Here is a 26656-nt window from a genome sequence, read left to right as displayed (position 1 = left end):
TCAGAGCCCTTCTCGCAGGAGGTAGGCGTCGTGGAGGACGGGCTCGCCCTCGCTCGGCTCGATCCAGATGCCCTCGACCAGGTCGGAGCGGGTGGCCAGGCGGGTCTGGATCGGATACAGCGGGATGTGCCAGGCCTGCGCGGTGAGGCGCTCCTGGGCCGCGGTGTAGAGGGCGTCCTGCTCCGCGGGGTCCGTGGTGGCGGCGGCCTCGAGCAGGGTCTCGTCGAGCTCCTCGTCGGCGACCCGCGACACGTTCTGCCCGTTGTCGATGTCCAGGGTCTCCTGGGAGTACTTGATGTACATGACGTTGGGGGTGGGGCTGTTCCAGTAGCGGCCCTGGATGTCGTACTTGGTCGGGTCCTGCTTCACCGCCGTCATGGTCGCGGCGTCCGCCGGGATGAGCTCGACCTCCACGCCGACGCGCTTCTCCATCGCCTGGAAGTTCTGATAGATGGTGAGGTCGGCCGGAGGGGTCTCGCCCGGATCGGAGTTGTACGGCAGGCGGAGGGTGAGGGTCTTCCCGTCCTTCGTGCGGTATCCCTCCTCGTCGCGGCCGGTCCATCCCGCGTCGTCCAGCAGCGCGTTCGCGGTGTCCTCGTCGTAGGGGTAGGGCTCCTGAAGGGTCTCGTCGTAGGTGGGGGTCCCCGAGGAGATCGAGTTGCCCTCGTACGGGAACACGCCGGCGTAGGCGCTCTCGACGATCCCGCGCGCGTCGGAGGCGTGGACGACCGCCTTGCGCACCCGGACGTCGGACAGCGCCGGCCCTTCGGTGTTGAGGTCGAGGGAGAAGGGCACGCCGGCGTGGACGAAGTCGTCGGTGGCGATCGTCGGATCAGCGGTGGCCGTGGGCACGGACTCGGGCGGGACGTTGAAGATCGCGTGCGCCCGGCCCGACTGCAGGGCGCCGAAGCGCGCGGTGTTGTCCTTGAGGAACCGCCAGGTCACCTTCTCCAGGTAAGCGGGCCCCTGGTGCTTCGCATCGGCCGGCGCCGAGGTGTAGTTCTCGTTGCGGTGCATGACGACCTCGCGGCCGCGCTTCCACTCGCTGACGACGAACGGTCCGGTGCCGACCGGGGACTGGCAGTTCTCCTCGAGCCCCCGCGCCATGGCCTTCGGGGACTCGATCCCGAAGAAGGCCTGGGAGAGGACGGTCAGCAGCGGCGAGTAGGGGCGCTTGAGATGGATCCGCACGACATGCTCCGAGACGGCCTCGGCGGAGTCGAAGTACGGCGAGAGGTACAGCAGGTCGGTCGAGGACTGCGTGGCAGGATCCATGATCTGCTCGAAGTTCGCGACCACCGCCTCGGCGTCGAACGGCTCGCCGTCCGTGAACTCGACACCCTGCTTGAGGGTGAAGTCATAGGTCCGCCCGTCCTCGGAGATCTCCCACGAATCGGCGAGCCAGGGGACCACGCTGCCGTCGGCCTGCATGGACACGAGCGAATCGAGGTACTGGCGTGCGATGTAGGTCTGCGGCATGTCCCCGTTGTTGTGCGGGTCCAGGCAGGTCGGCTCACGATCGGTCGCGTAGACCAGCTCGCCGCCCTCCTTCGTGCCTGCAGGCAGCGAGTCGGTGGCCCCCGCCGCACCGCACGCGGCGAGCAGCGTGCCCGCGCAGGCAGCGGCGAGCGCTGCGGCCAGTGGTCGTCGTCGCACAGTCGTCTCCTCGGTCGGATCGGTCTCCTTGGACCATAAGCGCGCCCTTGGGGCAGCCAAAGAAGTGTGAACCCCCGCGAACTCGACCGCGCTGTCCGGAGCGCCGTCGGCGTCGTCGCGTCACGCTGGTTCACGGGAGATGCGCACCTCGGCCCCGAGCGCGGATCGTGCGGGATGACATCGACCACCCCATGATCGGAGTTCCCGTGGCCCCCAAGCCGCTGATCCTCAACCTGTTCGAGATGAACTGCGTCGGCCACATCACCCATGGCCTCTGGCGGCTGCCCGGGAACAACCGGCACCGCTACACGGACGTCACCTACTGGACCGAGCTCGCGCGCCTCGCCGAGGACGGAGGCTTCACCGCGATCTTCATCGCCGACGTGGTCGGTGCCTACGACGTGTACGGCGGCTCCGCCGAGACCGCGCTGCGCGAGGGGATGCAGATCCCCAACAACGATCCGATGATGGTCGTGCCGGCCATGGCCGCGGTCACCGAGCGCCTCGGCTTCGGGATCACCTTCTCCACCAGCTACGAGCCGCCCTTCTCCTTCGCGCGGCGGATGTCCACACTCGACCATCTCACCGGCGGCCGTGTGGGCTGGAACATCGTCACCTCGTACCTGCCCAACGCCGCCCGGAACTTCGGGCTCGCCGAGGAGATCGACCACGATCACCGCTACGAGATCGCCGACGAGTACCTCGAGGTCCTCTACAAGCTGTGGGAGGGCTCCTGGGACGACGGGGCCGTGCTGCGCGACGCCGAGCACAACGTCTACACCGACCCCTCCAAGGTGCACCGCATCAACCACCAGGGCACGAACTTCTCGGTGGCGGGCCCTCACCTCTCCGAGCCGTCGCCGCAGCGCACCCCCACGCTGATCCTCGCCACGGCCTCCCCCGCCGGTGCCGTCCGGGCGGGGCAGAACGCCGAGGTGGTGTTCACCCACGGGCCGCTGCTGGAGCGGACGGTCCCCGCCGTGCGCGCGGCCGCGGAGGAGGCGGGCCGGGACCCCGCGGACCCGAAGTTCGTCGTGCAGGCCGCAGTGATCACGGGACGCACCCAGCAGGAGGTCGACGAGAAGCTCGCGCAGTACCAGGAGCACCGCTCCGCCGAGGGGATGCTCGTGCACCAGTCGGTGCCGATCCGCGCCCTGGACCATCCCCGCGACCGAACCATCGCCGAGGCGCTCGAGATCGAGGGGCTGCCCGCCGACACCCCCGTCGGCCGCAAGGGCGGAGCCTCCACCATCGGTGAGCTGCTCGACGCCGTGGACGAGGCCTGGCAGGACCGCTTCTTCGTCGCCGGGACCCCGGAGGTCGTGGCCGACGCGATCGAGCACTGGCTGGACGTGGACGGCATCGACGGCATCAACCTGCGCCAGTACCACTCCTACGACACCGTGAAGGACTTCGCCGAGCTGGTCTCACCGATCCTCCGCGAACGCGGCCGCCTGCCGGAGCGGAACGGCACGCTGCGCAGCCAGCTGACCGGCACCGACACGCTGCCCGCGACGCATCCCGCGGCTCGTTTCCGGGGCGCTTTCGCCGACGTCGGCGTCTGAGGCCCGCACTGGACGGACGGACCTCTCACCGCCCGGGTCGAGCCGGGGTCCGAACCCCGGTTCGAGACCCGGCTCGAGCCCGGGGCCGCAGTGCGCCTCGAGCCGCCGCTCGAGGCGCCGTGGGACCGCTGCGCCCGGTGACCCCCGGTACGGTGTCCCCATGGTGAGGACCGGGCCGCGCGCTCGTGCAGGAGACCCCGACGCGGGCGCCGTGCCCGGCGAGCCGGGCACGAGCCCGACACGCTCCCGGGACGACGGGGCGGCCGCTTCCTCGGGCGCCGCTGCACGATGGTCCTCCGCGGTCGCCGCCTCGCGCGCCGCGGAGAGCCGCCGGCTCCCGAGCTATGCGGCGGGGAGCGTCGACGTCCCGTACACGATCCTCGGCGGGCAGGAGATCATCGCCCGCGACACCTTCTGGGCCGAGCACTCCCACCCCACGCATGAGCTGCTGTGGAACGAGCGCGGGGTCTCGACGGCGACCATCGGCCGCCGGGTCTGGACGATCACGCCCGGGGTCGGGCTCTGGATCCCGGCCGGGATGCCGCACAGCGGCTTCACCCCCGCGGGCGTATGGCACCGGGCTGCGCAGTTCTCGACGGCACGCGTCGATCCTCCGTCGACCGCTCCGGTAGCGGTGGACATCACGCCCCTGCTGCGCCTGCTGCTGGATCGCCTGATCTCCGAGCACCTCAGGCCCCGCTCCCGGGAGGTCACCGACGCGATGATCCTCGACGTGCTCGCCCCGTCGGAGCACGAGCTGCTGCTCCCGGTGCCGGACCATCCGCTGCTGGCCCCGATCATCGACGCGCTGAGCACGGACCCGGCCGATGCGACCACGCTCGAGCAGTGGGCCGGGCGACTGGGAGTGAGCTCGCGCACAGTCACCCGCACCTTCGAGGCCGCCACCGGCATGAGCTTCCGAGCCTGGGTGTCGACCGCCCGGGCCCAGCGCGCCGTCGCGCTGCTCGCCGCAGGGGAGACGATCGAGGAGGTCGCGCTCCGGGTCGGGTTCCGCTCGACGAGCGCCTTCACGGCGGCATTCCGGCGGGTCACAGGGCTGACGCCGGGCCAGCACCGCCGTGAGTCCCCGCCGCTCGGCGCGAGCACGCCGGAGCCGGCCGCACCCTCGCACGCCCCCTGAACCGCATCGACCGCGCCCGGGCACTCCTGGGCGCAACAGCTCACACGGCGTCCGAGCCGGCCCGCTCTTGTCCGATCTGCGCCAGGATCTGTCGGTTCTGCGCGATTGCGGACACGAACCCTTCCCGCTTAGTATGGTGAGGCAATCCTTAGCGCATCGAGGTGCCCGCGGAGTGGCAGTCCGTCGGCAGCACTCGAGCCGGGCTCTCCGCGGAGCCCGACCCCGCCGCGGATCGCTCCGAGCACACCGCGGGCTACGGCCCGCCCTGCACCCTGTGCAGGACCTCCTGAAAGGCCACCATGCCCCGCTTCTCACGCCGCACGTTCGCCGGCTCCGCCGCCGTCCTCGCCGCCGTCCTGGCCGGCTGCTCCTCGAACGAGGCGACCGATGCCGTCTCCGGCGCCTCCGACGCAGGCGGCGCCCAGGGCGAGATCACGCTCGAGCACGCCTTCGGGACCACGACGATCCCGGCGAAGCCCCAGGTCATCACCACCGTAGCCTGGGCGAACCATGAAGTGCCGCTCGCTCTCGGCGTGGTGCCCGCCGGCATGGCGGCCGCGAACTTCGGCGATGACGACAGCGCCGGCGTGCTCCCGTGGGTGACAGCGAAGCTCGATGAGCTCGGGGCGGAGACCCCGATCCTGTTCGACGAATCCGACGGCATCGACTTCGAGGGCGTCGCGGACACGGCCCCCGAGGTGATCCTGGCGGCCTACTCCGGCCTCACGCAGGAGGACTACGACGCCCTCACCCAGATCGCCCCGACCGTCCCGTTCCCCGAGACCGCCTGGGGCACCTCCTGGCGCGACATGATCACGGCCAACGCCACCGGCATGGGCATGGCCTCCGAGGGCGAGGCGCTGATCGCCGAGCTCGAGGCGCAGATCGAGGAGGCGGTGGCCGCGCACCCCGCGATCGCCGGGAAGAACGTCATGTTCCTGACCCACGTGGACACCACGGACCTCTCGGAGGTCAGCTTCTACACCGCCCACGACACCCGCACCATGTTCTTCGAGGACCTCGGGATGACCATCGCCCCGAGCGTGAAGGCCGCTTCCGAGGAGACCGACGAGTTCTCCTCGACGGTGAGCGCCGAGCAGGCCGACACCTTCTCGGACGTCGAGATCATCGTGACCTACGGCGACGACTCGCTGCTCGAGGCGCTCGCGGCCGATCCGCTGCTCTCGCAGATGCCTGCCGTCCAGCACGGCGCCGTGGTGAACCTCCCCGGCGACAGCCCCCTGGGCACGGCGGCGAATCCGACGCCGCTGGCGATCTCCTACATCCTCGAGGACTACCTGGCCGAGCTGGACCGCGCGGCCTCGGCCAGCGCCTGATCGGGCCTCTCCGTCGTCCCTGACGCTCCTGCCATGACACGTACCGCGACCGCCGTGCCCGGGACCACCGCCGCTCTGCTGCGGCGGGGGTCCCGGATTCGCACGCTCTGGCTGCTCATCACCCTGGTGGCCCTCACCGCCCTCCTGGCGCTCTCGGTGACCATCGGCTCGCGCGACGTGGGCCTCGACGACATCCTCGCCGCGCTCGGCGGCTCGACCGACGGCTTCGGCCCGGCAGCGGTCGCCAAGCGCATCCCCCGCACCCTGCTCGCCGTGGCCGCCGGGGCCGCCCTCGGCGTCTCCGGGGCCGTCATGCAGGGCGTGACCCGCAACCCGCTCGCGGATCCGGGGATCCTCGGCATCAACACCGGGGCTTCGCTCGCCGTGGTGATCGGCATCGCCCACTTCGGGCTCACCGCCGCCTCGAGCTACATCTGGGTCGCGATCGTCGGCGCCGCGGCCACCGCGGTGCTGGTGTACGTGCTGGGCTCCCTCGGCCGGGGCGGCGCCACCCCGCTCAAGCTCGCCCTGGCCGGAGCCGCCACCGGAGCGGCCCTGACCTCCTTCATCAGTGCCGTCGTGCTTCCACGCTCCGACATCGGCGACAGCGTGCGCTCGTGGCAGATCGGCGGCGTCGGCGGCGGCACCTATGCCTCGCTGCAGCAGGTGGCGCCGTTCCTCCTCGCCGGGCTCGCCCTGGCCCTGCTCAGCGCCCGCGGGTTGAACACCCTGGCCCTCGGCGACGAGCTCGCCGCCGGTCTCGGCGAGCGCGTGGGGCTCACCCGGGCGGTCGCTGCGCTCGGCGCCGTGGTGCTCTGCGGCGCAGCGACCGCGGTGACCGGGCCGATCGGATTCGTCGGCCTCGTGGTCCCGCACGCCTGCCGACTGCTGATCGGTGTGGACCACCGGTGGCTGCTGCCCTTCAGCGCCGTCACCGGTGCTGCTCTGCTGACAGCGGCCGACGTGCTCGGTCGGATCGTCTCGCGACCCGCCGAGCTCGACGTCGGCATCGTCACCGCGCTCCTCGGTGCCCCGTTCTTCCTCGCCATCGTGCGCCGGCAGAAGCTGACGGGCCTATGAGCACCACCACCCGCGACGCCACCGCCGCGAGCTCATCCGCGCCCTCGCCCTCAACCCTGCCCTCGACCTCGACCGTGCCCGCCGGGCGGACCCTCGACCGGGTGCGCACGGTCCGACGCCGTCGCCGTGCCCGTGCGCTCGCCACGATCGGCGTGCTCTCGCTGCTCATCCTCGCCGTGTTCTGCCTCTCCCTCATGGTCGGGCGCACCGTCTACCCGGCGAGCGATGTGGTGCGGGTGCTCGCCGGCCAGGACGTGCCGGGCGCATCCTTCACCGTGGGCACCCTGCGCCTGCCCCGAGCGGTGCTCGCGGCGCTCGCCGGAGCCTGCTTCGGGCTGGGCGGGGTGACTTTCCAGACCATGCTGCGGAACCCCCTCGCCAGCCCGGACATCATCGGGATCTCCTCCGGGGCGAGCGCCGCCGCGGCCTTCGGCATCGTCATCCTGGGGCTCTCGGGCACGGCCGTGTCCCTGCTCGCGATCCTCGCCGGGCTCGGCGTGGCCGTGCTGATCTATGCCCTGTCGTATCGCGGAGGGGTGGCCGGGACCCGGCTGATCCTGGTCGGGATCGGTATCGCGGCGATGCTGCAGTCGGTCACGGACTGGGTGCTGTCCAAGGCCGGGCAATGGGATCTGCAGGAAGCGCTGCGCTGGCTCACCGGCAGCCTGAACAACACCTCCTGGGACCAGGCGCTGCCGGTGCTCGGCGCTCTCGTGGTGCTCTCCCCCGTGCTGCTGTCGCGCGCGAAGGAACTGCGCGTCACCGAGCTCGGGGACGACGCCGCGCAGGCGCTCGGCGTGCGGGTCGACCGCACCCGGTTGATCGTCGTCGTGTCCGCCGTCGGCCTCATCGCCTTCGCCACCGCGGCGTGCGGGCCGATCGCGTTCGTCGCGTTCCTGTCCGGGCCGATCGCCGCGAGGATCGTCGGCCCGGGCTCCTCCGCCCTGGTGCCCGCCGCGCTGGTCGGCGCACTGCTGGTGCTGAGCGCGGACCTCGTGGGCCAGTACGCCACCGGCACCCGCTATCCGGTCGGCGTCGTCACCGGCGTGCTCGGAGCGCCGTACCTGATCTATCTCATCATCCGCGTGAACCGTCGAGGGAGCTCCCTATGACCACCGACCACACCCTGCGCGTGGAGGACTTGACCCTCGGCTACGGCGACCGCACCGTGATCGAGGGCCTCGACCTGTCGGTGCTGCCCGGCAGGGTCACCTCGATCGTGGGAGCCAACGCGTCGGGCAAATCCACCCTGCTGCGCTCCATGTCGCGCCTGCTCACCCCGCGCAGCGGACAGGTGCTCCTGGACGGGGAGCAGGTGCACCGCATGCCCGCCAAGCAGCTGGCACGCACCCTGGGCCTGCTCCCGCAGTCCCCGATCACTCCCGAGGGGATCACCGTCGCGGATCTCGTGGGCAGGGGGCGCCACCCCCACCAGGGGATCTTCTCCCGCTGGAGCGCTGCGGACGACGAGGCCGTGGCGGCGGCGCTGGACACGACCCGCTCCGCCGAGCTCGCGGACCGCCCGGTCGACGAGCTCTCGGGCGGCCAGCGCCAGCGGGTCTGGATCGCCATGGCCCTCGCCCAGGACACCGATGTGCTGCTGCTGGACGAACCCACCACCTTCCTGGACGTCAGTCATCAGGTCGAGGTGCTGGATCTGCTGACGGACCTGAACAGCGCGCGCGGGATCACGATCGTCATGGTGCTGCACGACCTGAATCTCGCCGCACGGTACAGCGACCAGCTGGTCATGATCTCCGCGGGCGCAGTCCGAGCCAGCGGCCCGCCCGCCGAGGTCCTCACCGAGGAGGGCGTCCAGGAGGTGTTCGGTCTGACCAGCCGGGTCATCGACGACCCCGTCTCCGGGCTCCCCCTGGTGCTCCCCATCGGCCGTCACCGCGTCCGACCCGCACCGCAGAGCAGCCGATGACCGGAACGCCGGGGCGCGGGGACACCGCGACCCCAGCGGCCTCGAGCGCAGCAGCTGCCCCCTCCCTCCGCGGCACGTCTCGGCGCGCTGGGCGGGCCATCGGGGCTCCTGCCGCGCTCGACCCCTCGGGCCACTAGGCTGATAGTCCGCCTTCTGAAGCCCCCAAGGAGAACTGATGTCCAGCTCGTCCGCCGCCGTGCACGTGCTGCACGACAACCCGGAGTGGATCCCGCCGTTCCGTCGCGCCTTCGAGGCCGAGGGGGTCCCGCTCGTGGAATGGCACCTCGGCGACGGAACCCTCGACCTGGACGCGGAACCGCCGCGCGGCGTGATCTGGTCCCGGCTCAGCGCCTCCTCGCACACCCGCGGCGCTCCCCTCGCGAAGGACGCGGCGCGGTCGATCACCGCCTGGGCCGCCTCCTGGGGCCGACGCGTGGTCAATGGGCAGCATGTCGCCGATCTCGAGGTCAGCAAGGTCATCCAGCATGCGACCCTGCGACGCGCCGGCTTCGACGTGCCCCGCACCATCGCGGTGTTCGGCCGCGACGGCCTGATCGGCGCCGCGCAGGACATCGAGGCGCCCTTCATCACCAAGCACAACCAGGGCGGCAAGGGCCTCGGGGTGCGTCGCTTCGATGACCACGGGTCCTTCGCCGCCTATGTGCGTGGGGAGGACTTCGAGCAGGCGGCCGACGGCATCACCCTGCTGCAGGAGCTGCTGGTCGCCTCCGAGCCCGCCATCACGCGCGCCGAGTTCGTGGGCGGGCAGTTCGTCTGCGCGGTCCGCGTGGACACCTCGGCCGGCGGGTTCGAGCTGTGCCCCGCCGAGGCCTGCGCCCTGCCCGGCGCAGGAGACGACGGCGTCGCCCCCGAGCCGATGTTCCGACTCCGCCCCGAGGTCAGTGCCGAGGACCCGCTGATCCAGCGATACGCAGCCCTGCTGACGGACCTCGGGATCGAGATCGCCGGCATCGAGTACATGACGACGACCGATGGGCGCACCGTCACGTACGACGTCAACACGAACACCAACTACAACCCGGACGTCGAAGCGGGTCTCGAGGTCTCCGCCGCACGTCGCATCGCCCGTTACCTCGGCGGCCTTCTGCACGAGGCGGAGCAGGCCCGCTGACGGCGCGAGCACCCCACCGCCCGGGAGCTGGTGCCTGACATCGGGCTCGCCGGTCGGCTCACCGGTCGCGTCGTCGGTCGGGTCATCCGTCGAGTCGTCGGTCGGGTCGTCGGACGAATCGTCGGACGCTTCGCCGTTGCGCTTGCGGCTGACCCTCCCGCATGGAAAGGTGACATGACCCACGCGGCGCAATGAGGCCGAGCTGGGAGCTCGGTCCCCGCACGTCCAGCACGCAGGAGGTCATCCGTGAAACTGCCCTGGCTGAAGTCGGCCCTCGAAACCCCCGGCCCGATCACATCGGTCCACCTGGACACGACCCGCACCGATCCGAACGCCGCCGGCGAGCTGGAGGCCCGCTGGGCCCGGATGCGCTCGGAGCTCTCCTCCTCCGGCACGCCGGACGTGATCCTGGAGCAGATCGAGGAGACCGTCCTGGCCCCGTCGCCCGTCGGCGGACGGAACGGTCGCACCGTCCTGGCCACCGATGCGGAGATCCTCGTGGATCGCGTGCTGGCGGCACCGCCGCTGCAGGAATCCGCGCACCGAGGCGACCACCCCCAGCTGCTGCCCCTGATGCAGCTGATCCCCTTCGCCGTCAGCCAGCTCCTGATCGTCGTGGACCGCGCCGGAGCGGATCTCCACCTGCGCGCCCCGGACAACCCCTCGATCGCGCACGGACCGAACGACCTCGGTGAGGACGCCCACGTCGAGGGCGGCCACGACGAGCTGCACAAGGCGCATGCCGGCGGAGGCACCCAGCACGGGTGGCGCGGCAGCAACTTCGAGGCACGGGTCGAGGACTCCTGGGAGCGCAATGCCGATGCCGTGGCCTCGACCGTCGAGAGGCTGCTGCGCGAGCACTCCCCCGACATGCTCATGCTCAGCGGCGACGTCCGGGCGGTGGGTCTGCTCAAGGACGCGCTGGGCCGGGAGAGCCGGGAGCGGGTGATCGAGGTCCCCGGCGGCACCCGCGGCGTCGCCTTCGACCGCGGCTCGTTCCGCGAGGAGCTGGTGCGCGCCACCGAGCAGTTCGTCGCCGACCGTCAGCAGGATCTGGCGGAGCGGTTCCATGAGAGCCAGGCCCGCGACGGAGCGTCCGTCGGCGGCTCCGCCGAAGTGGCCCAGGCCCTGGGCAGAGGCCAGGTGGAGGAGCTGATCTTCGTCACCGGGAACGCCCCCGCCGGTATCGAGGAGCTGCTGCGACAGTCGCTGCTCACCGATGCCGCCGTCTCCGCCCTCCCGGAGGATGCGGCCGGGATCCCCGAAGGCGTCGGGGCGCTGCTGCGCTGGCGCGATGACAGCACGCCCTCCAACAGCATCGGCAGCATGACGGGAGACTCCCGACGGGAGTGACGGCGCGGCAGGACCGTCCGGTCCGACTCCTCGACGGGCCGCACGTCGCCGCCCACGATGGAGGAGCAGGATCCGCGCGGATGCTGCGCACGCCGGGACCACGGATCGAGAGAGGTGGGACGACATGCCGGAAGCATGGAACGCCAAGCGAGAGCGTCAGTACGACCACGTCAAGAAGAGCCAGATCGATCAGGGACGATCGGAGGATGAGGCCGAGGAGATCGCCGCCCGGACGGTCAACAAGACGCGTGCCCAGGAGGGTGAGTCCGAGGAGTCGAGCAAGACCTCCACACAGGACAAGTCCCCGTCGGAGCGCGGCGGGGAGCGTTCCCACTCGGGCCCGCAGGGCCGCACCAAGGACCAGCTCTACGAGGACGCCAAGCGACAGGGCGTCGAGGGCCGCTCGACCATGGACAAGGACGAGCTGAAGGACGCGGTCGAGGACCGCTGACGCCGGGACCGGACCGGCAGCAGAGCCCGTAGGACCGGCGCGTGGATGCTCCCACGCCCGGATCTGCGGGCTCTGCTGCTTGCTCTACGGCGCCGACGGGGCCTTCAGACGCTCTCGAGGCGGCTGTGTAGACTCTTCGATGGCAACGGGGGAGTATCCGCCACGCTGTGCACGTCATCACGAGGGCCGCCGTCGGCACTCCGGGCGCAGCGGCCTGTCGGGGGTCTCGGCAGGTGGAGAGACCCGGGTCCATTCCGCGACCCGAAAGCAGCACTATGTCCGTCCCCCCTGTCATCTGGATCCTGACGATCGTCCTGATCCTCGGTCTCCTGGCCTTCGACTACGTCTTCCACGTCCGCAAGGCGCACATCCCCACGATCGGCGAGGCCGCACTCTGGACCGGGATCTACCAAGGCATCGCGCTCCTGTTCGGGATCACGGTGTTCGTCGTCGGGGGCCCCACGATGGGCACCGAGTTCTTCGCCGGCTGGGTCACCGAGCTGGCGCTCTCGGTCGACAACCTCTTCGTCTTCCTCATCATCCTGGGCGCCTTCGCGGTGCCCCGTCAGGATCAGCAGAAGGTGCTGCTGTTCGGCATCGCGTTCGCGATCATCGCCCGTGGCGGCATGATCGCCATCGGCGCCGTGGCGATCGATCGTCTGTCGTTCGCGTTCTACATCTTCGGAGCGTTCCTGCTGTACACAGCGGTCAAGATGATCATCGACGAGGTCAGCGGGGACGCCGACGAGGACGAGGAGCAGAAGGACGGCATCTTCGTCCGCCTGGTCAAGAAGGTTCTGCCGGCGAGCGACGAGTTCGATGGCGACAAGCTGTTCACCATCGAGAACGGCAAGCGCGTCCTCACTCCGATGCTGCTGGTCATGGTCGCCATCGGCGGCACCGACCTGCTGTTCGCCCTCGACTCGATCCCGGCGATCTTCGGCCTCACCCAGACCACGTTCATCGTGTTCACCGCGACGGCATTCTCGCTGCTGGGCCTGCGCCAGATGTTCTTCCTCATCGACGGCCTGCTGGACCGGCTCGTCTATCTCTCCTACGGCCTCTCGATCATCCTCGCCTTCATCGGCGTGAAGCTGGTCCTGCACGCCCTGCACGAGAACGAGCTGCCGTTCATCAACGGCGGCGAGCACGTGAGCGTCCCCGAGGTGACCACCGGCCTGTCCCTCACGGTCATCATCGTCACGCTCACCGTGACGGTGCTGGTCTCGCTGCTGTCCCCGAAGGGCCGCGCCCAAGCCGCCGTGAACAAGGCGCACAGCGAGGCCGTCGCCTATGTGGAGATGACCTACGAGAGCTTCGAGCACCGCCGCGACGAGATGTACGAGCGCATGCTCGAGCACGAGCGGATCATCGACGGCCTGCCCGCCAAGTTCCAGGACATGGTGGTCGCCGAGCGCAACGTGGTCGAGCTGCTCGCGGACGCCCACAAGGTGCATCGCCAGCGCGTGGGATTCAACGAGCTCGGCGAGAGGTCCGACGAGCAGCCCGAGGGCCTGGTCGTCACCCGTCCCGACGGCCTGGTCGCGAAGGATCCCAACGACAACGTCATCACGGTTGCCGAGCAGGAGAAGGTGCACGCCAAGAAGCAGGCCAAGCGCCTCGAGCGCGAGCAGGCTCGCGCCGCCTACAGGGCCTGAGCCCCGCGACGTGCCGACGCCGCCCCACAGACCTTCGCAGGGGCGGCGTCGGCAGACGGTCAGCGGAGTCATCGTGCACCGCGAGCACGAGCTGCACCTGCGCGACCAGGTAGGCACTCATCATCCGGAGTCTCTGGCCGGGCACCGTCAGCATTCTGACGGCGCACGGGGCCGCCGCCCGGCCTCGAGCACCACGACAGGTGCCAGGGTGGGAGGACAGGAGGCAACGCCTCGCGCCCCCTCGCGGTATTCCGATCGCCCGCCGCTGCGGCAGATGCCAGACTTGAGCGATGACCTCACCGACACCGCCGACAGATCTGGACGACCTCCTCGAGCTCGCCTCCGCTCACGGGCTCGAGCTCGACGGCTCCACCCTCCGCACGGAGGAGGTCGGGCTGGACTTCAGGGTCGCGTTCGCCCGCTCCGGGACCGAGGACTGGGTGCTGCGCATCCCACGCCGCAGCGACGTGCTCGAGCGCGCCGATGTCGAGGGGCGCCTGCTGGAGACGGTGGCTCCGCGGCTCGATGTACCCGTGCCGGATTGGCGGATCCACACCCCGCAGCTGATCGCCTACCCGCTGCTGCCCGGGATCCCCGGGCTCACCGTCGGCGGTGACGGCACTCTCACCTGGAACATCGACATGGCTTCGCCTGCCTACGCCGCCTCCCTCGGGGACGCCGTGGCGCAGCTGCACGCCGTGGACCCTGACATCGCCGCGGCCACCGGCATCGACGTGCACTCCCCGGCCGAGGTGCGAGAGAACTGGCGGCGCGACCTCGACCGCGTCGCGGCCTCCTTCGAGATCGCCCCGGAGCTGTGGGATCGTTGGAACGCCTGGGTCGCCGACGACTCCTTCTGGCCCACGCGCACCACGCTCACGCACGGCGAGATCTACCCGGGGCACACTCTGGTCCAGGACGAGCGGATCTCCGGGATCCTGGACTGGACCACGGCAGCGATCGACGATCCAGCCAAGGACCTCATGTTTCTCCAGGTCAGCGCCCCGTCCGAGGCTTTCGAGATCGCGGTCGAGCAGTACGTGCGCGGCGGCGGCGAGGTCTGGCCGCGCCTCGCCGAACACTGCACCGAAATGTTCGCGGCCGGCGCCGTCGGATATGGGATCTATGCGCTCCAGACCGAGGACCCGGCCCACCGCGAGGCCGCCGCGACCGCCCTGAACCCATCCACAGAGGCGTGAGTCACGTCGACCGTAATCGTTCCGTGACCTGAGGAACATGTCGTGACCCATGACGCGCCACCTGCATCGCCATGCGCAAACACGGTATCGCCCCAGGCCACAGCATCGAGCGTCGTCCAACTCATCGTCATTTCCCGTCAACGCGAACGTAAAGCCTCCGTCAGGTCTCGGCGCGGGCCTTGCCCCATGGGGGGACCCCGGCCCTAGCGTGGCCGACGTTCCACAGCCGCGAGATTCGCGACGCGGAGACGCCCGGCCCGATGCGAGGCTGGCGAGATCCGCGAGATCTTCGAGAGGACGTTCTCCATGTCCCGTCAGACCATGAACACCCACCGAGCCACCTCCCCGATGCGCCGCTCCCTGATGCGCTCCGTCGTCACCCTCGCCGGCGGCGCCGTCGTCGCCGGCGGCATGCTCGCCACCGGCAGCGCCGCGAACGCGGCCTCCGGCTGGGACGAGGTCGCAGCCTGCGAGTCCGGCGGCGACTGGTCCATCAACACCGGCAACGGCTTCAAGGGCGGCCTGCAGTTCACGCAGGACACCTGGGAGGGCTATGGCGGCACGCAGTACGCCCCGAGCGCTGACCAGGCCTCCAAGAGCCAGCAGATCGCTGTCGGCGAGAAGGTTCTCGCGGGCCAGGGTGCCGGCGCATGGCCGAACTGCGGTTCGGCTCTCTCCGGCGGCTCGGACACCTCCGGCGCCCCCGAGGCCGAGGACAACAGCGGCTCGGAGCAGAACAACCAGAACTCCGACGATCAGCAGGATCAGCAGCAGGGCACGTCGGCCCGCGAGAGCGACCAGAAGTCCGACCGCTCCACCGAGCGTCAGGAGCCCGCCGAGGAGCAGGGCGACTGGAGCTGCAACGGCGATGGCATCCCGAACAACTGCGACGAGAACGGCTTCACCAAGGAGACCGAGCAGAAGCAGCAGGCCGAGGAGCCGGCGCCCGCCGAGACCCAGGAGTCGGACAACTCCGAGCAGCAGGCCGAGCAGGCCCCGGAGCAGCAGTCCGCCGGTGAGCCCGGTTCGAAGGCCAGCGGCGACCTCTCCGTGGCCGGCACCCTCGAGGTCGACGGCAAGGTCGGCCCCAAGACGGTCACCGCGCTGCAGGATTGGCTGGGCGTCGAGCAGACCGGTGAGATGAACGAGGAGACCACCCTCGCGCTCCAGGCCTGGGCCGGCACGTCTCAGGACGGCGAGATCGGCGCGGACACCGTCGCCGGTCTGCAGCACGAGGTCGGCGCCGCCCAGGACGGCTCCGACTCGATCGACGGAGACACCGCGAAGGTCCTCCAGAGCTTCCTCAACCTGTACTGAGCAGACAGCGGCTGAGGGCCGCTGACGCGGACGCACCGGCGGCTGACTGTCGCTGACGCGGACGCACCGCACATCCCGGACGGCCGGGTCACCCGCGAGGGTGGCCCGGCCGTCCGTCGTCCACCTCCCGACGCCTCCTTTTCTCCCCCCTCGCTCCCCGTCCTCCTTCGCGACGCAGGACGCCGGACCGTCCACACGTCCGGCCGTCTGGACACCCAGGCCTCCAGCTCTCCAGGCCCTGGCCTCTGGCCTACAGGCCCCCGGCCCGCTGAACCCAGGACCCAGGACCCAGGACCCATCCTGCAACCGACGGCAACTTTGACCATGCGGCACGGCGGCGACGCCGCACGGCAGCCTGTGACCGGCAACACAATCACGGCAACCGCAGGTCAGAAGCCTTTCTCCGCGAGCGCTCCGGCACCCGTCGGAGTCACAGGACAGTCACGGACTGCAACTCGCGGCAAGAACGACAAAGTTTCACAGGCCGCCGCAAGACTCGCTCCACTCGACCCGTCCGGCTCTCGCAGCCACGGCGACCGGCGAACCTGCGCCGCCTTCCGCACCCCGTGCGCAGGCCGCGACGCCCCTCAACGATGAGACCGAAGGAGCACGACGATGAGCACCATTCCCCCACCCCTGGCAGGTCCCGCGCGGCCTCCTGCGTCGGCAGAGTCCGGGCAGGCCCCGGCACCCGCGAAGCGGCCGTTCAGCTTCCGCGACAAGATCGGCTACATGTTCGGGGACTTCGGGAACGACTTCACGTTCCTCCTGCAGTCCTCCTTCTTCATGATCTTCTACACGAACGTCATGGGCATCAACGCCGGGCACGTCGGCACGCTGCTCTTCCTGGCTCGCATCCTCGATGCCTTCACCGACGTCGGTGCCGGACGCCTCATCGACACCCTGCGACCCGGCCGCACCGGACGCTTCAAGCCCTGGCTGCTGCGGATCATGATCCCGGTCGCCGTCGCAGCCGTGCTGATGTTCAGCCCATTCCTGCAGGACGGCGCCTACGGTGCTCGTCTGGCCTGGATGATCGTCACGTACATCCTGTGGGGTTCGGTCTTCTACACCCTCATCAACATCCCGTACGGCTCGATGGCCTCGGTGATCTCGAACAAGCCCGGCGAACGGTCCTCGCTCTCCGTGTTCCGCTCCCTCGGCGGCACTCTCGCGAACCTCGCGATCTCCGTGATCCTGCCCCTGGTCGTCTACGTGCAGATCGACGGCCGGTCGGAGCTCTCCGGCAACCGGATGATGTTCGCGGCGATCGTCTGCGCCGTCCTCGCGGTGTTCTGCTACCTGCTGTGCTTCGTGAACGTCGAGGAGCGCATCGCCACCCCACCGAAGCCCCAGGGCGAACGGATGGGGTTCGCGAAGACGATGGGAACCCTGATCACCAACCGGGCCCTGACCGGCATCGTCGCCGGGGCACTGCTCATGCTGATCGGCATGATGATGCTGATGGCGATCATGCCGTACGTGTTCAACGAGTACTTCAACCACGGCTCGCTGCTCTCGGTCGTGAACCTCGCCGGGCTTCTCCCCACGCTGCTGCTCGTGCCCTTCGCGACCATGCTCGGCAAGCGGTTCGGCAAGAAGGAGTTCGGGGTGTTCGGCATGGGCATCGCGGTCGTGGCCGGGGTCATCCTGTTCGTGCTGCGCACCGACAGCTCGATCGTCTTCACGTTCGGCTATGCCGTCATGCAGCTCGGCATCGCCTGCATCAACCCGCTCATCTGGGCCCTCATCACCGACGTGATCGACTACCAGGAGATTCGCACCGGGGAGCGCAACGACGCCACCGTGTACGCGCTGTACTCCTGGGCCCGCAAGCTCGGCCAGGCCTTCGCCGGTGGGCTCGCCGGCTGGGCGCTCGCCGCGATCGGCTATCAGTCCGGTGGTGTCCAGCAGAGCGAGGCGGTGCTCGACGGGATCTACGGTCTGGCCACCCTGTTCCCGGCGATCATCTTCGCGCTTGCGGGTCTCACGTTCGCCTTCTGGTACCCCCTGTCCAAGAAGCGCGTCAACGACAATGTTGCGACACTGGAGCGCAAGCACGCCGACGAGGGCCTCCAGGCCTGAGCCCCCGCCGGCCCGTCCAGGCCGGCGGCGGTCGTCGGCCGGGCGTCGGCCGCCGCGTCTCCCACCCCGTCCCGGCCCGCACACGGGCCCTCAACCATTCACGACGAGCAAGCGGCCAAGCCGCCAAGCGAACTGACAAACAGACGAACAGACGAACAGACGAACAGACGAACAGGAGTCACCATGTCGGAGAAGACAGAGAACAACGTACGGCTCGGGATCATCGGGCTGGGGGCGCAGGGCGGCATGTATGCCGGTCTGCTCGCCGACGGCAGGATCCCCGGGATGTCCCTGGGCGCCATCACGGACAACGACCCGGCTAAGAAGGAGCTCGCGACCCAGAAGCACGCAGGTGTCCCCTTCTACGACGACTACATCGCGATGCTGGACTCCGGGGAGGTCGACGCCGTCGTCACGACCGTCCCGCACTTCCTGCACCCCGAGATGACGATCACCGCGATCGGCAAGGGCATCCACACCCTCACCGAGAAGCCGGCCGGCGTGTACACGAAGCAGGTCGAGGAGATGAACGACTTCGCAGCCGCTCACCCCGAGACCACGTTCGCCATCATGTTCAACCAGCGCACCAACCCCGTCTACACGGATCTGAAGGCGCTGATCGAATCCGGCGAGCTGGGGGCGCTGCGCCACACCTCATGGATCATTACCACCTGGTGGCGCCCGCAGGGCTACTACGACCAGTCGGCGTGGCGTGCGACCTGGGGCGGCGAGGGCGGCGGAGTCCTGGTCAACCAGGCTCCCCACCAGCTGGATCTGTGGCAGTGGCTGTGCGGCACCCCGAAGAAGGTCTTCGCGAAGCTGGCCTTCGGCTTCCAGCGCGACATCGCCACCGAGGACGAGGTCAATGCCGTCGTCGACTTCGGCGAGGGCGCGACGGGTCACTTCATGACCTCCACGAACGACATCATCGGCACGGACCGACTCGAGATGCTGTTCGACAAGGGCAAGGTCGTCGTCGACGCCTCGAAGAAGGTCACGATCACCCGGCTCTCGGAGGACGAGCGGTCCCTCAGCGACAAAATGACGATGCAGGACGTCGCCAAGCTCTTCCGCGGCGAGATGGACCCCTCCGACGTGTACACCGTCGAGGAGAAGGAGTACGAGTCGGTCTGGGGACAGCAGCACATCGACGTCCTCACCAACTTCGCGGCCCACGTCAACGACGGGACCCCGCTGATCGCGGACGGCACCGAGGGCATCAACGGCGTGCGCCTCGCCTCGGGCATGCAGCTGTCCGCGTGGACCGGACGGGAGATCGACCTGGTCGACTACCCCGCCGAGGAGTACCTCGCGGAGCTCAACAAGCGCATCAAGGACGAGGGGAAGTTCCCGGCCCGGTCCTGATCGCCCCGCCGACCCGCGAACACGCGTGATCACGGGTCGCTGATCGACGACGCGGGGAGGAGCCGGCGCCGACAGGCCCGTCGCCGACGTGCCCGACGTCGGCTCCTCCCCGCTCCGCCCACACGCAGCTGCACCCTCACGAACCTCACGGCCCTCACGGCCCACACGACCCTCGAAGGAGAGACCATGCCCGTCCTCGGACTCCAGCTCATGATGCTCAAGGACCAGATCAACGAGAAGGGGATGTACGAGGTGCTGCGCCAGGTGCGCGAGCTCGACATCGACGCCGTCGAGGTCTCCCAGGTGGAGATGACCGACGAGCTGATCGAGGATCTCGTGCGCGGCCGGGCCGACTTCGGGGTGGAGACCGCCGCCATGAGCGCCTCGATCGCGCCGGGCGGCAACGGCTTCGCCCTGGAGACCGAGTTCGACCGCGCCGTCGACGCCTGCCGGCGGACCGGATCCCGCTTCCTGCGCATCGGCATGATGCCGTTCTCGGCGATGACCTCCAAGCAGGCCTGCGAGGAGTGGGCCGCGTCGGTGGAGCCCTACGCCGCCCGCCTCGCGGAGCAGGGCGTCACGCTGTGCTACCACAATCACCACGTGGACCTCATCCAGTTCGAGGGCGAGCGGATCTTCGACATCGTGCGCCGCGTCGCCCCGTCCCTGCTGTTCGAGGTGGATCTGCATTGGGTCCAGCGCGGAGGCATGGCCCCGCTGGACATGCTCAAGGCCTACTCCGGCGCCTGCAAGCTCATCCATGTCAAGGACTTCCGCATCGCCCCGCTGCCTGCGGAGACCGTCGAGAGGTTCGAGGCGCAGGACATGGACATGACGGAGTTCTACAGCGTCTTCCTGTCCCTCGCCCAGTTCGCGGAGGTGGGCCAGGGCAACATGAACTGGCCCGAGCTGCTGCCTGCCGCCGAGGAGGCCGGTGCCGAGTACTTCCTCATCGAGCAGGACGACACCTACGGCCGCGACCCGATCGACTGCATCCGGGAGTCCCGCGAGTACCTCGCCTCGATCGGGTACTGAGCGCTCCCCCACGGCGCGACACGATGCCCGGTCCCCCGCGTCGGCGGGTGGCGCCGGGCATCGTGCTGCCGTCACCGAAGATCCGACAGGAGGGCCGTACGGGTGACGCGCCGCGACGGAGCATCGCCCTTCAGGACGCGTCGGATGGCTGGAGATACGTGCGGATCTCACGGATCCGGGACGTCTTCCCGGTGCCCGCGAACCGGATCACATGGCAGAAGTCCACGCGTTCCTCGCCCCGCATCAGGAAGCCGTCGCACGCGGCGAGCCGGCCGTGATTCAGGACGCTGAGGATCTCGCCCGTCTCGGCCTCGAACGGTGCGGGCACCACTGCTGAGCCCCCACGCGACGTCTCGTCGGCGGCGCTCTGGTCACCACCGCGGGCCTCGCGATCGTCCTGGTCAGCCGTGCCGACCAGGGTCCAGCGACTGCCCTCGGCGAGCCACTCCTGCACCGGTGCATGCTCCCCGGATGCCCAGGCCGCCATGAGTTCGGCGACGAGCGCCATCCGTGGGGAGTTGCCGCAGTCCGTCGGAAGAATGAGTGCCATGCCTCGTGAGCCTACGTCCGAAGAGCGGCGAGAGACAGCCCACGGAATGCCTGTTCCTGACCGTGACCTGGTCGATTCCGCAACGCGATTCCAGGTTTCGGGGCGTAGCGTCGCCGTCGCCGCTCAACCCCAGGAGGCACAGTGAAGGTCCCCAGCACCTCTCAGATCCGCCGCTCGCTCGTGGCGGTCTCGTTCGCCGCAGTCGTGGCGCTCACCGGATGCAGTGACGACCAGGCCGCCCAGTCCGGCGCCAGCGATGGCGGCGGCGCACAGCCGGCCGCGAGCGATGGCGGCGGCGCCGAGCAGGCCGCCCCCGAGGCCGACGTCTCCGACGTCCCCGACGTGGTCGCGGAGGTCAACGGCGAGAAGATCACCAAGGACCAGTTCGTCCAGACCTACGAGGCCCAGTTCCAGCAGGCCGCCATGCAGCAGCAGTCCACCGGTCAGGAGACCGACCAGGACGAGCTGAAGAAGCAGGTCGCCGGTCAGCTCGTCGACAACGAGCTGCTGCAGCAGGCGGCGGACGACTCCGGGATCACGGCGAGCGACGAGGACATCGACGCGACCCTCGAGGAGATCGCGGCCCAGAACGGCCTGGGATCCGCCGACGAAGTGGTCCAGGCCCTCGAGGAGCAGGGCATGGACGAGAAGGACGTGCGCGCCGACGCCGCCTCCCAGTACGCGCTGACCACGTATGTCGAGCAGGAGAGCGACATCAAGGAGCCCTCCGACAAGGAGCTCAAGGCGCAGTATGACGAGCTGGTCGCTCAGCAGGACCAGGCCGGCGGCCAGGAGTCCGAGATCCCGCCCTTCGAGGACGTCAAGGACCAGCTCGCCCAGCAGACCGTCTCGCAGCAGCAGGGCGAGGCCGCCACGAAGCTCGCGGCGGATCTCAAGGAGAAGGGTGATGTGACGATCAACCTCTGAGGAGCTCGGCTCCGAATGTTGCAGTCGGTGCAACATCGCGCCTAAGGTGCGAGGGTCGGTCGGCCCTCGCACCGGGGCCGCACGACGCACTCCCCGGAACCGAACAGAGAGGCCTCATGTGACGACGGCGAGCGGAAAACCAGCCCCGTTCAACCGCAACGTCGTGCTGGCGACCCTGGTCTCAGGAGCGTTCATCGTCATCCTGAACCAGACGCTGCTCAATACGGCGTTGCCCGCGTTCATGCGGGATTTCGACATCACCGCCAACTCGGCGCAGTGGGTCACGACGATCTTCATGCTCGTCAACGGGATCATGATCCCGATCACCGCATTCCTGATCCAGAAGTTCACCACCCGCACGCTGTTCTTCACCGCGATGGGGCTCTTCACCGTGGGCACCGTGATCTGCGCCCTCGCGCCGGTCTACCCGGTGCTGCTGCTCGGTCGCGTCGTCCAGGCGTCCGGAGGCGGCATCATCATGCCGCTCATGCAGACGATCCTGTTCGCGGTCTTCCCGCTCGAGAAGCGTGGCAGCGCGATGGGCACCTTCGGACTGGTGATCGCCTTCGCCCCCGCGATCGGGCCCAGCCTGTCCGGCTGGATCGTGGACCATCTGCCGTGGCAGACGCTGTTCATCATGCTGGTGCCGATCGCGATCATCGACATGATCGTCGCCCACTTCATCCTGAAGAACGTCACCGAGCGCACCTTCCCGCGCCTGGACGTCGTCTCGATCATCCTGTCCACGTTCGGCTTCGGCGGCCTCCTCTTCGGGCTCGGCACCGCAGGCAACACCGGATGGGCGAGCACCGAGGTGCTCATCTCCCTCCCCGTCGGCATGGTCTCCCTGGTGTGGTTCATCCTCCGCCAGACGCGTCTTGAGCAGCCGATCCTCGAGTTCCGCGTGCTGCGGTACCGCATGTTCACCCTCGGCACCGCGCTGGGCATGCTCGTGTTCATGGCGATGATCGGCGGGATGCTCCTGATCCCGCTGTACATGCAGAACATGACCGGCCATTCCGCGATGTCCTCCGGGCTGGTCCTCCTGCCGGGTGCTGCGGTCATGGGCCTGATGTCGCCGGTGACCGGGCGGATCTTCGACCGCTTCGGAGCCCGCTGGCTGGCCATCATCGGCTTCGGACTGGTCACCGTCACGACGTTCATGTTCGCGGTGCTCACCCCCACCACGACCTTCGCGTACATCGCCATCGTCAACGGCGTGCGCATGTTCGGCACGGCCATGGTGATCATGCCGGTCACCACGGCCGCGCTGAACCAGCTGCCCCAGCACCTCATCCCGCACGGCACGGCGCTGAACAACACGCTGCGACAGATCGCCGCCTCCGTCGGCACCGCGGTGCTGGTGACGGTGATGACCTCGGCAGCGCTGGACCCGGCGACCCACGGTGCGCAGGGCCCGATCCATGGCGTGAACGTCGCGTTCATCGTGGCCGGTTGCATCGGCGTGCTCGGCTTCATCGGCGCCTTCTTCATCCGCTCGCTGCGCCCGCGAACGGTGACCACCGGCCGCTCGGGGCCGGGCGAGGAGGGCCTCACCGAGGGCTGACCCCGGAGAACAGCTGCGGCCCGTCTCGTCCTGCCGACGCAGGAAGGGACGGGCCGCAGCTGTCGACCTCGGTGTCCTGTTCGCCGTCGCCGTGGGCCTCCCGCAGGCTGGCCCGCTCCTGCGAGAATCAGACGACCGTACGCCAGGCGGGTGGAGCAGGCTGTGCTCACCCGCACGCACCGAAAGGACCTGATGATGATCCTGATTAACGTGAAGTTCCCCGTGAAGCCCGAGTACGCCGACCAGTGGCCGGAGATCTCCCGCGAGTTCACCGAGACCACACTCGCCGAACCGGGCAACCTCTGGTTCGAATGGTCGCGCAGCGTGAAGGAGCCCGACACCTACGTGCTCATCGAGGCGTTCACCGATGAGGGCGCCGGCCCGCATGTGGAGTCCGCCCACTTCAAGGCCATGCAGGAGGACTTCCCTCAGTACCTCGCGGCCACTCCACAGATCGTCTCCCACCAGGTCGAGGGCGACGGATGGGGCCCGATGGGCGAGCTGCAGGTCGACTGACCTCGTCCTCGATCGCCGTGGCGGCGGGGCACGGTCTGCGACCGCTGTGCCCCGCCCCGCTGCGCGTCAGTCGTCCTCGACGAGGCGCAGCGCATCCTCCTTGTGAGCGGCGATGTGGTCGGTCCGGTCGCTCTCGATCTCGTACTGGGGCTCGTCGGCCGAGGCACGACGCTTGTGCCCCTTGTAGGTGAAGTCCTCCGTGTGCACCTTCGTGACGTGCCCCGAGACGTGCCCTGCCTCCGAATTCCAGGTGACGTGATCACCGACGTCGAATCGCTGTGCCATGGTCGTCCTTTCCTGAACCTCGCTCGCCCATGGTCCGGTCAGCCGCCGTCGCGGCCCTGCAGGCGGTCGATGTGCTCGGAGGCCTCCGCCTTGGTGAGATCGGCCGGCAGCGTCTCCCCCGCCCGTTTGGCGAGCGTGTCGAGGTAGGACTTCTGCGAGGCGGTCATCGGGTCGTCGCCGCTGACCCACTCCTCGGGGTCCTTCTCGAGCGCGGGATCGCCCTGGGCATCCCCCGTCGCGCCGATCATCTCCCCCTCGTGGCGGTTCGGCTGCGTCGTCGCTGCGTCGTCCGGGGTCTGCGTCCCGGGGTCCTGTCGGTCAGCGGGCGTCGGCTCTGTCATCGTGAACCTCCTACGGCGTCGGCCACCGGTCGCCGGCGGCTCCTGATCGTGGTCGCATGCTACTGCCGACGCGTTCCAGCGCCCACCGTCACAAGCCCGACGGGCCGTTCGGTCGGTCGGCGCGGTCCTCGTCCGTCAGGTCCGCGGGCCGTGCCTTCCGGAGCGCGGCACGCACCAGGGCAGCGGCGAGACGGGCACGATCTGCCGGGTCGATCAGCGTGTCCAGCGTCTCGGGGTCCTCCGGCAGGCCGAGTCGGCGAGCACCGTCCAGGGCCTTGCGGTCGAAGAACGGCGCCAGCTCGGGCCAGAGCCCCTGCGCCTCCCTCACGAAGATCGCCGCTCCGGTGGGACCGATGCCCGGGAAGTCCTGCAGCCGCTCGAGCACTCCCTGCGGGCCGTCGCCGGCGCTGCGCAGCGATCGCAGATCCCCGCGATAGGTGTCGAGCAGCAGCTGGGCCCCGTCGCCCAGTCGCGTCGCGGTGGACTCGTCGTATCGGCGGTAGTGGCCTCGTCCCAGTGCGTCGACCCGCTGCTGCCACGTGGCGTCGAGCATTCGCTGCGGGGTGCGGAACCCGGCGGCGGAGAGCTCCCGCGCGGCCGCCACGGCGATGTCGGCATCGATCCGTGTGGACAGCAGGGTGGCGAGGACCAGCAGCCGATACAGCGGCGAGGGCTTGTCCGCGAGGCGGATCCCGGCCTGGTGGGCGTAGGTGGTGCCGTGGTCCTCCAGCAGTGCGGCGGCGATCTGTCGATGCGATCGGGTCATCTCGAGCTCCTCCCTGCGCGGCGGTCCGGTCACGCTACTGCGGCGGGCGTTGGGTCGCCACTGCAGCGTGCGCGAGTGCCGAGGGCGGCATGCGTGTGAGCCGAGGGCGGCATGCGTGTGAGCCGGGGGCAGCACACGCTGGCGCACCGGGGCGCCCGAGATGCGGGCGCGGGGTCCGTCGTGCCGCGGCTCAGGCGTGCTGCCCGCGAGCCCCGCGCACCCCGCGCACCAGCTGCGTCACGAGGCCTGCGGCGACCAGGACCCAGGCCAGCACGGCGACGAGGAGGAAACCGTTCCCGATGGTCTCCACGAGCGGCAGATGCTCGACCCGTCCCAGCCGCATCGAGGCGACGGCGAACATGCCCAGCGGGAACACCATCGACCACAGGGACGGGCTGTAGCGCAGCGGGACGCGGTGGATCGCGTGACGCCAGATCCCGGCGCCGACCAGCAGCGGCACCAGCCACGCCGCGAAGCACCAGAAGATGACGACGGTGCCTCCGATGAGACCGCGGGCGGCGTCGACCATCGGGACCGGCCCCATGTCCACGATGCTCGCCCCGGCGACCACCGAGATCGCCAGGGCCCCCATCGCCACCCAGTACGGGGGCTCGAACTGCTGCGGGGTGATGCCGTGGTGCACGACCCGGAGGATCACCAGCACCGCGATCCCGACGTAGAGGATCGTGCCGACGGACCAGAACAGCACCGTGAGGATGCCGACCAGGTCGGCGGAGCGCGGGTTCGCCGGAGCGAGGCTCGAGAGCCCGACCGCGAGGGATTGCGAGCCGACGGACCAGATGAACCAGGTGCCGTTGGTCCGGGCCAGGATCGGCAGGCCGTCGCGGGCCATGAGCACCTGCCAGGGCAGCACGTAGCCCAGCACGAGCCAGACCGTGGCGGCCACGGCCAGCAGCGCGACGGAGAGACCGTCGACCCCGTTCCCCTGCATGCCGACGGCGATCACGCCGGTGCCGGCGACGATCGTGAAGTAGCCGAAGGCCGTCTCCGGGTTGCCGGCGTCCTGCCGCATCCGTCGGCCGTGCCGGACCGCCCGGGTCACGTACAGGGCGACGAGCACGACGTAGGCGAACGCGGCCACCCCGAGAAGCACGCGCGAGGTCACCGGCCAGCCCGCCTCGCGCAGAGCGACCGCCACGATTCCCGTCGCCATCACCAGCGCGAAATAGCCCGGCGAGAGTCCGGCGATCGCGCTGTCGGTCCGACGGGCAAGGGTGGGAGGCGTCCTGGTCACACTCCATTGTGTCCCCAGTGGGCCGGATCCCGACCACCCTCACGACCTCACCGCCCCCGCCGACCGCACCAGCCCCGCCGGCCCGGGCCCTCTGGCATCCGGGCCGCTCCGGCATCTGGACAGGCCCTCCGTGCTGGCGCAGACT

At 69.6% G+C, this 26656-nt stretch carries 24 protein-coding genes; 18 read left to right on the top strand and 6 right to left on the bottom strand.

The genetic code is table 11. The features are described 5' to 3' along the window. Nucleotides 1–1656, bottom strand: coding sequence for an ABC transporter substrate-binding protein (locus CIK81_RS08340; protein ID WP_241964079.1), 1656 nt, complete (start codon nucleotides 1654–1656; stop codon nucleotides 1–3). A gap of 191 nt (nucleotides 1657–1847) precedes the next feature. Between CIK81_RS08340 and CIK81_RS08335 the strand changes: the two genes are divergently transcribed. The 15 genes from CIK81_RS08335 to CIK81_RS08265 all read left to right on the top strand — a co-directional run bounded on the left by CIK81_RS08335 (nucleotide 1848) and on the right by CIK81_RS08265 (nucleotide 20304). After that, entirely contained in the window at nucleotides 1848–3221 is a 1374-nt protein-coding gene (locus tag CIK81_RS08335) for an NtaA/DmoA family FMN-dependent monooxygenase (RefSeq protein ID WP_096164491.1), read from the top strand. A gap of 160 nt (nucleotides 3222–3381) precedes the next feature. After that, nucleotides 3382–4362: an AraC family transcriptional regulator gene (locus tag CIK81_RS08330; RefSeq protein WP_096164478.1), complete on the top strand. Its 981-nt coding sequence runs from the start codon at nucleotides 3382–3384 to the stop codon at nucleotides 4360–4362. Between the two features lie 299 nt (nucleotides 4363–4661). Then, complete coding sequence (locus CIK81_RS08325) at nucleotides 4662–5699, top strand: iron-siderophore ABC transporter substrate-binding protein (protein WP_096164477.1); 1038 nt, start codon at nucleotides 4662–4664, stop codon at nucleotides 5697–5699. 33 nt (nucleotides 5700–5732) lie between these two features. Continuing rightward, complete coding sequence (locus CIK81_RS08320; protein ID WP_096197001.1) at nucleotides 5733–6779, top strand: iron ABC transporter permease; 1047 nt, start codon at nucleotides 5733–5735, stop codon at nucleotides 6777–6779. Then, a complete protein-coding gene (locus CIK81_RS08315) occupies nucleotides 6776–7891 on the top strand; it encodes an iron chelate uptake ABC transporter family permease subunit (protein WP_096164475.1) in 1116 nt (371 codons plus the stop codon). Before CIK81_RS08320 ends, CIK81_RS08315 begins: the two co-directional genes overlap by 4 nt. After that, complete coding sequence (locus CIK81_RS08310; RefSeq protein ID WP_096164474.1) at nucleotides 7888–8709, top strand: ABC transporter ATP-binding protein; 822 nt, start codon at nucleotides 7888–7890, stop codon at nucleotides 8707–8709. The genes CIK81_RS08315 and CIK81_RS08310 overlap by 4 nt, the downstream gene beginning before the upstream one ends. A 175-nt stretch (nucleotides 8710–8884) precedes the next feature. Continuing rightward, nucleotides 8885–9841: a RimK family alpha-L-glutamate ligase gene (locus CIK81_RS08305; RefSeq protein ID WP_096164473.1), complete on the top strand. Its 957-nt coding sequence runs from the start codon at nucleotides 8885–8887 to the stop codon at nucleotides 9839–9841. Nucleotides 9842–10087: 246 nt separating this feature from the next. Continuing rightward, on the top strand, nucleotides 10088–11194 hold the full coding sequence (locus CIK81_RS08300; RefSeq protein ID WP_096164472.1) for a Vms1/Ankzf1 family peptidyl-tRNA hydrolase: 1107 nt from the start codon (nucleotides 10088–10090) through the stop codon (nucleotides 11192–11194). A gap of 124 nt (nucleotides 11195–11318) precedes the next feature. After that, nucleotides 11319–11645, top strand: a complete 327-nt coding sequence (locus CIK81_RS08295; protein WP_096164471.1) for a plasmid stabilization protein — start codon at nucleotides 11319–11321, stop codon at nucleotides 11643–11645. A 275-nt stretch (nucleotides 11646–11920) separates the two neighbouring features. Continuing rightward, entirely contained in the window at nucleotides 11921–13303 is a 1383-nt protein-coding gene (locus CIK81_RS08290; RefSeq protein ID WP_096164470.1) for a TerC family protein, read from the top strand. A 290-nt stretch (nucleotides 13304–13593) separates the two neighbouring features. Beyond that, entirely contained in the window at nucleotides 13594–14502 is a 909-nt protein-coding gene (locus tag CIK81_RS08285; RefSeq protein WP_096164469.1) for a macrolide 2'-phosphotransferase, read from the top strand. A 306-nt stretch (nucleotides 14503–14808) separates the two neighbouring features. Continuing rightward, entirely contained in the window at nucleotides 14809–15819 is a 1011-nt protein-coding gene (locus CIK81_RS08280) for a transglycosylase family protein (protein WP_096164468.1), read from the top strand. A gap of 615 nt (nucleotides 15820–16434) precedes the next feature. After that, complete coding sequence (locus tag CIK81_RS08275) at nucleotides 16435–17904, top strand: MFS transporter (protein ID WP_114355613.1); 1470 nt, start codon at nucleotides 16435–16437, stop codon at nucleotides 17902–17904. A 183-nt stretch (nucleotides 17905–18087) separates the two neighbouring features. Beyond that, nucleotides 18088–19269: a Gfo/Idh/MocA family protein gene (locus tag CIK81_RS08270; protein ID WP_096164466.1), complete on the top strand. Its 1182-nt coding sequence runs from the start codon at nucleotides 18088–18090 to the stop codon at nucleotides 19267–19269. A 186-nt stretch (nucleotides 19270–19455) separates the two neighbouring features. Further along, nucleotides 19456–20304 (top strand): sugar phosphate isomerase/epimerase, encoded by an 849-nt coding sequence (locus CIK81_RS08265; protein ID WP_096164465.1) that lies wholly within the window; start codon nucleotides 19456–19458, stop codon nucleotides 20302–20304. A 130-nt stretch (nucleotides 20305–20434) separates the two neighbouring features. On the opposite strand, the gene CIK81_RS18005 is transcribed toward CIK81_RS08265, so the two are convergent. Beyond that, a complete protein-coding gene (locus CIK81_RS18005) occupies nucleotides 20435–20854 on the bottom strand; it encodes a hypothetical protein (protein WP_141393695.1) in 420 nt (139 codons plus the stop codon). A 141-nt stretch (nucleotides 20855–20995) separates the two neighbouring features. Here CIK81_RS18005 and CIK81_RS08255 point away from each other — a divergent pair, with 141 nt between their 5' ends. The 3 genes from CIK81_RS08255 to CIK81_RS08245 all read left to right on the top strand — a co-directional run bounded on the left by CIK81_RS08255 (nucleotide 20996) and on the right by CIK81_RS08245 (nucleotide 23864). Next, nucleotides 20996–21781, top strand: a complete 786-nt coding sequence (locus tag CIK81_RS08255; protein WP_096164463.1) for a SurA N-terminal domain-containing protein — start codon at nucleotides 20996–20998, stop codon at nucleotides 21779–21781. A gap of 46 nt (nucleotides 21782–21827) precedes the next feature. Then, the gene (locus CIK81_RS08250) at nucleotides 21828–23348 is read left to right on the top strand and encodes an MDR family MFS transporter (protein WP_114307183.1); all 1521 of its coding nucleotides are present in this window, start codon (nucleotides 21828–21830) and stop codon (nucleotides 23346–23348) included. A gap of 195 nt (nucleotides 23349–23543) precedes the next feature. Then, nucleotides 23544–23864 (top strand): putative quinol monooxygenase, encoded by a 321-nt coding sequence (locus CIK81_RS08245; RefSeq protein ID WP_096164490.1) that lies wholly within the window; start codon nucleotides 23544–23546, stop codon nucleotides 23862–23864. Nucleotides 23865–23930: 66 nt separating this feature from the next. Here the strand turns inward: CIK81_RS08245 and CIK81_RS08240 are convergent, their stop codons facing one another. The 4 genes from CIK81_RS08240 to CIK81_RS08225 form a co-directional block, all read right to left on the bottom strand. Next, nucleotides 23931–24149: a DUF2945 domain-containing protein gene (locus tag CIK81_RS08240; protein WP_096164461.1), complete on the bottom strand. Its 219-nt coding sequence runs from the start codon at nucleotides 24147–24149 to the stop codon at nucleotides 23931–23933. 38 nt (nucleotides 24150–24187) lie between these two features. Continuing rightward, on the bottom strand, nucleotides 24188–24397 hold the full coding sequence (locus CIK81_RS08235; protein WP_217990148.1) for a DUF3072 domain-containing protein: 210 nt from the start codon (nucleotides 24395–24397) through the stop codon (nucleotides 24188–24190). A 181-nt stretch (nucleotides 24398–24578) separates the two neighbouring features. Continuing rightward, nucleotides 24579–25256, bottom strand: a complete 678-nt coding sequence (locus tag CIK81_RS08230; RefSeq protein WP_114355611.1) for an endonuclease — start codon at nucleotides 25254–25256, stop codon at nucleotides 24579–24581. Nucleotides 25257–25446: 190 nt separating this feature from the next. Beyond that, nucleotides 25447–26511 (bottom strand): tellurite resistance/C4-dicarboxylate transporter family protein, encoded by a 1065-nt coding sequence (locus CIK81_RS08225; protein ID WP_241964078.1) that lies wholly within the window; start codon nucleotides 26509–26511, stop codon nucleotides 25447–25449. Between the last annotated feature and the right edge of the window lie 145 nt (nucleotides 26512–26656).

This window comes from Brachybacterium sp. JB7, from assembly GCF_003335205.1.
GTDB lineage: Bacteria > Actinomycetota > Actinomycetes > Actinomycetales > Dermabacteraceae > Brachybacterium > Brachybacterium alimentarium.
Note: the sequence above shows the minus strand (reverse complement) of the source record. Positions and strands in the feature narration are given on the sequence as shown.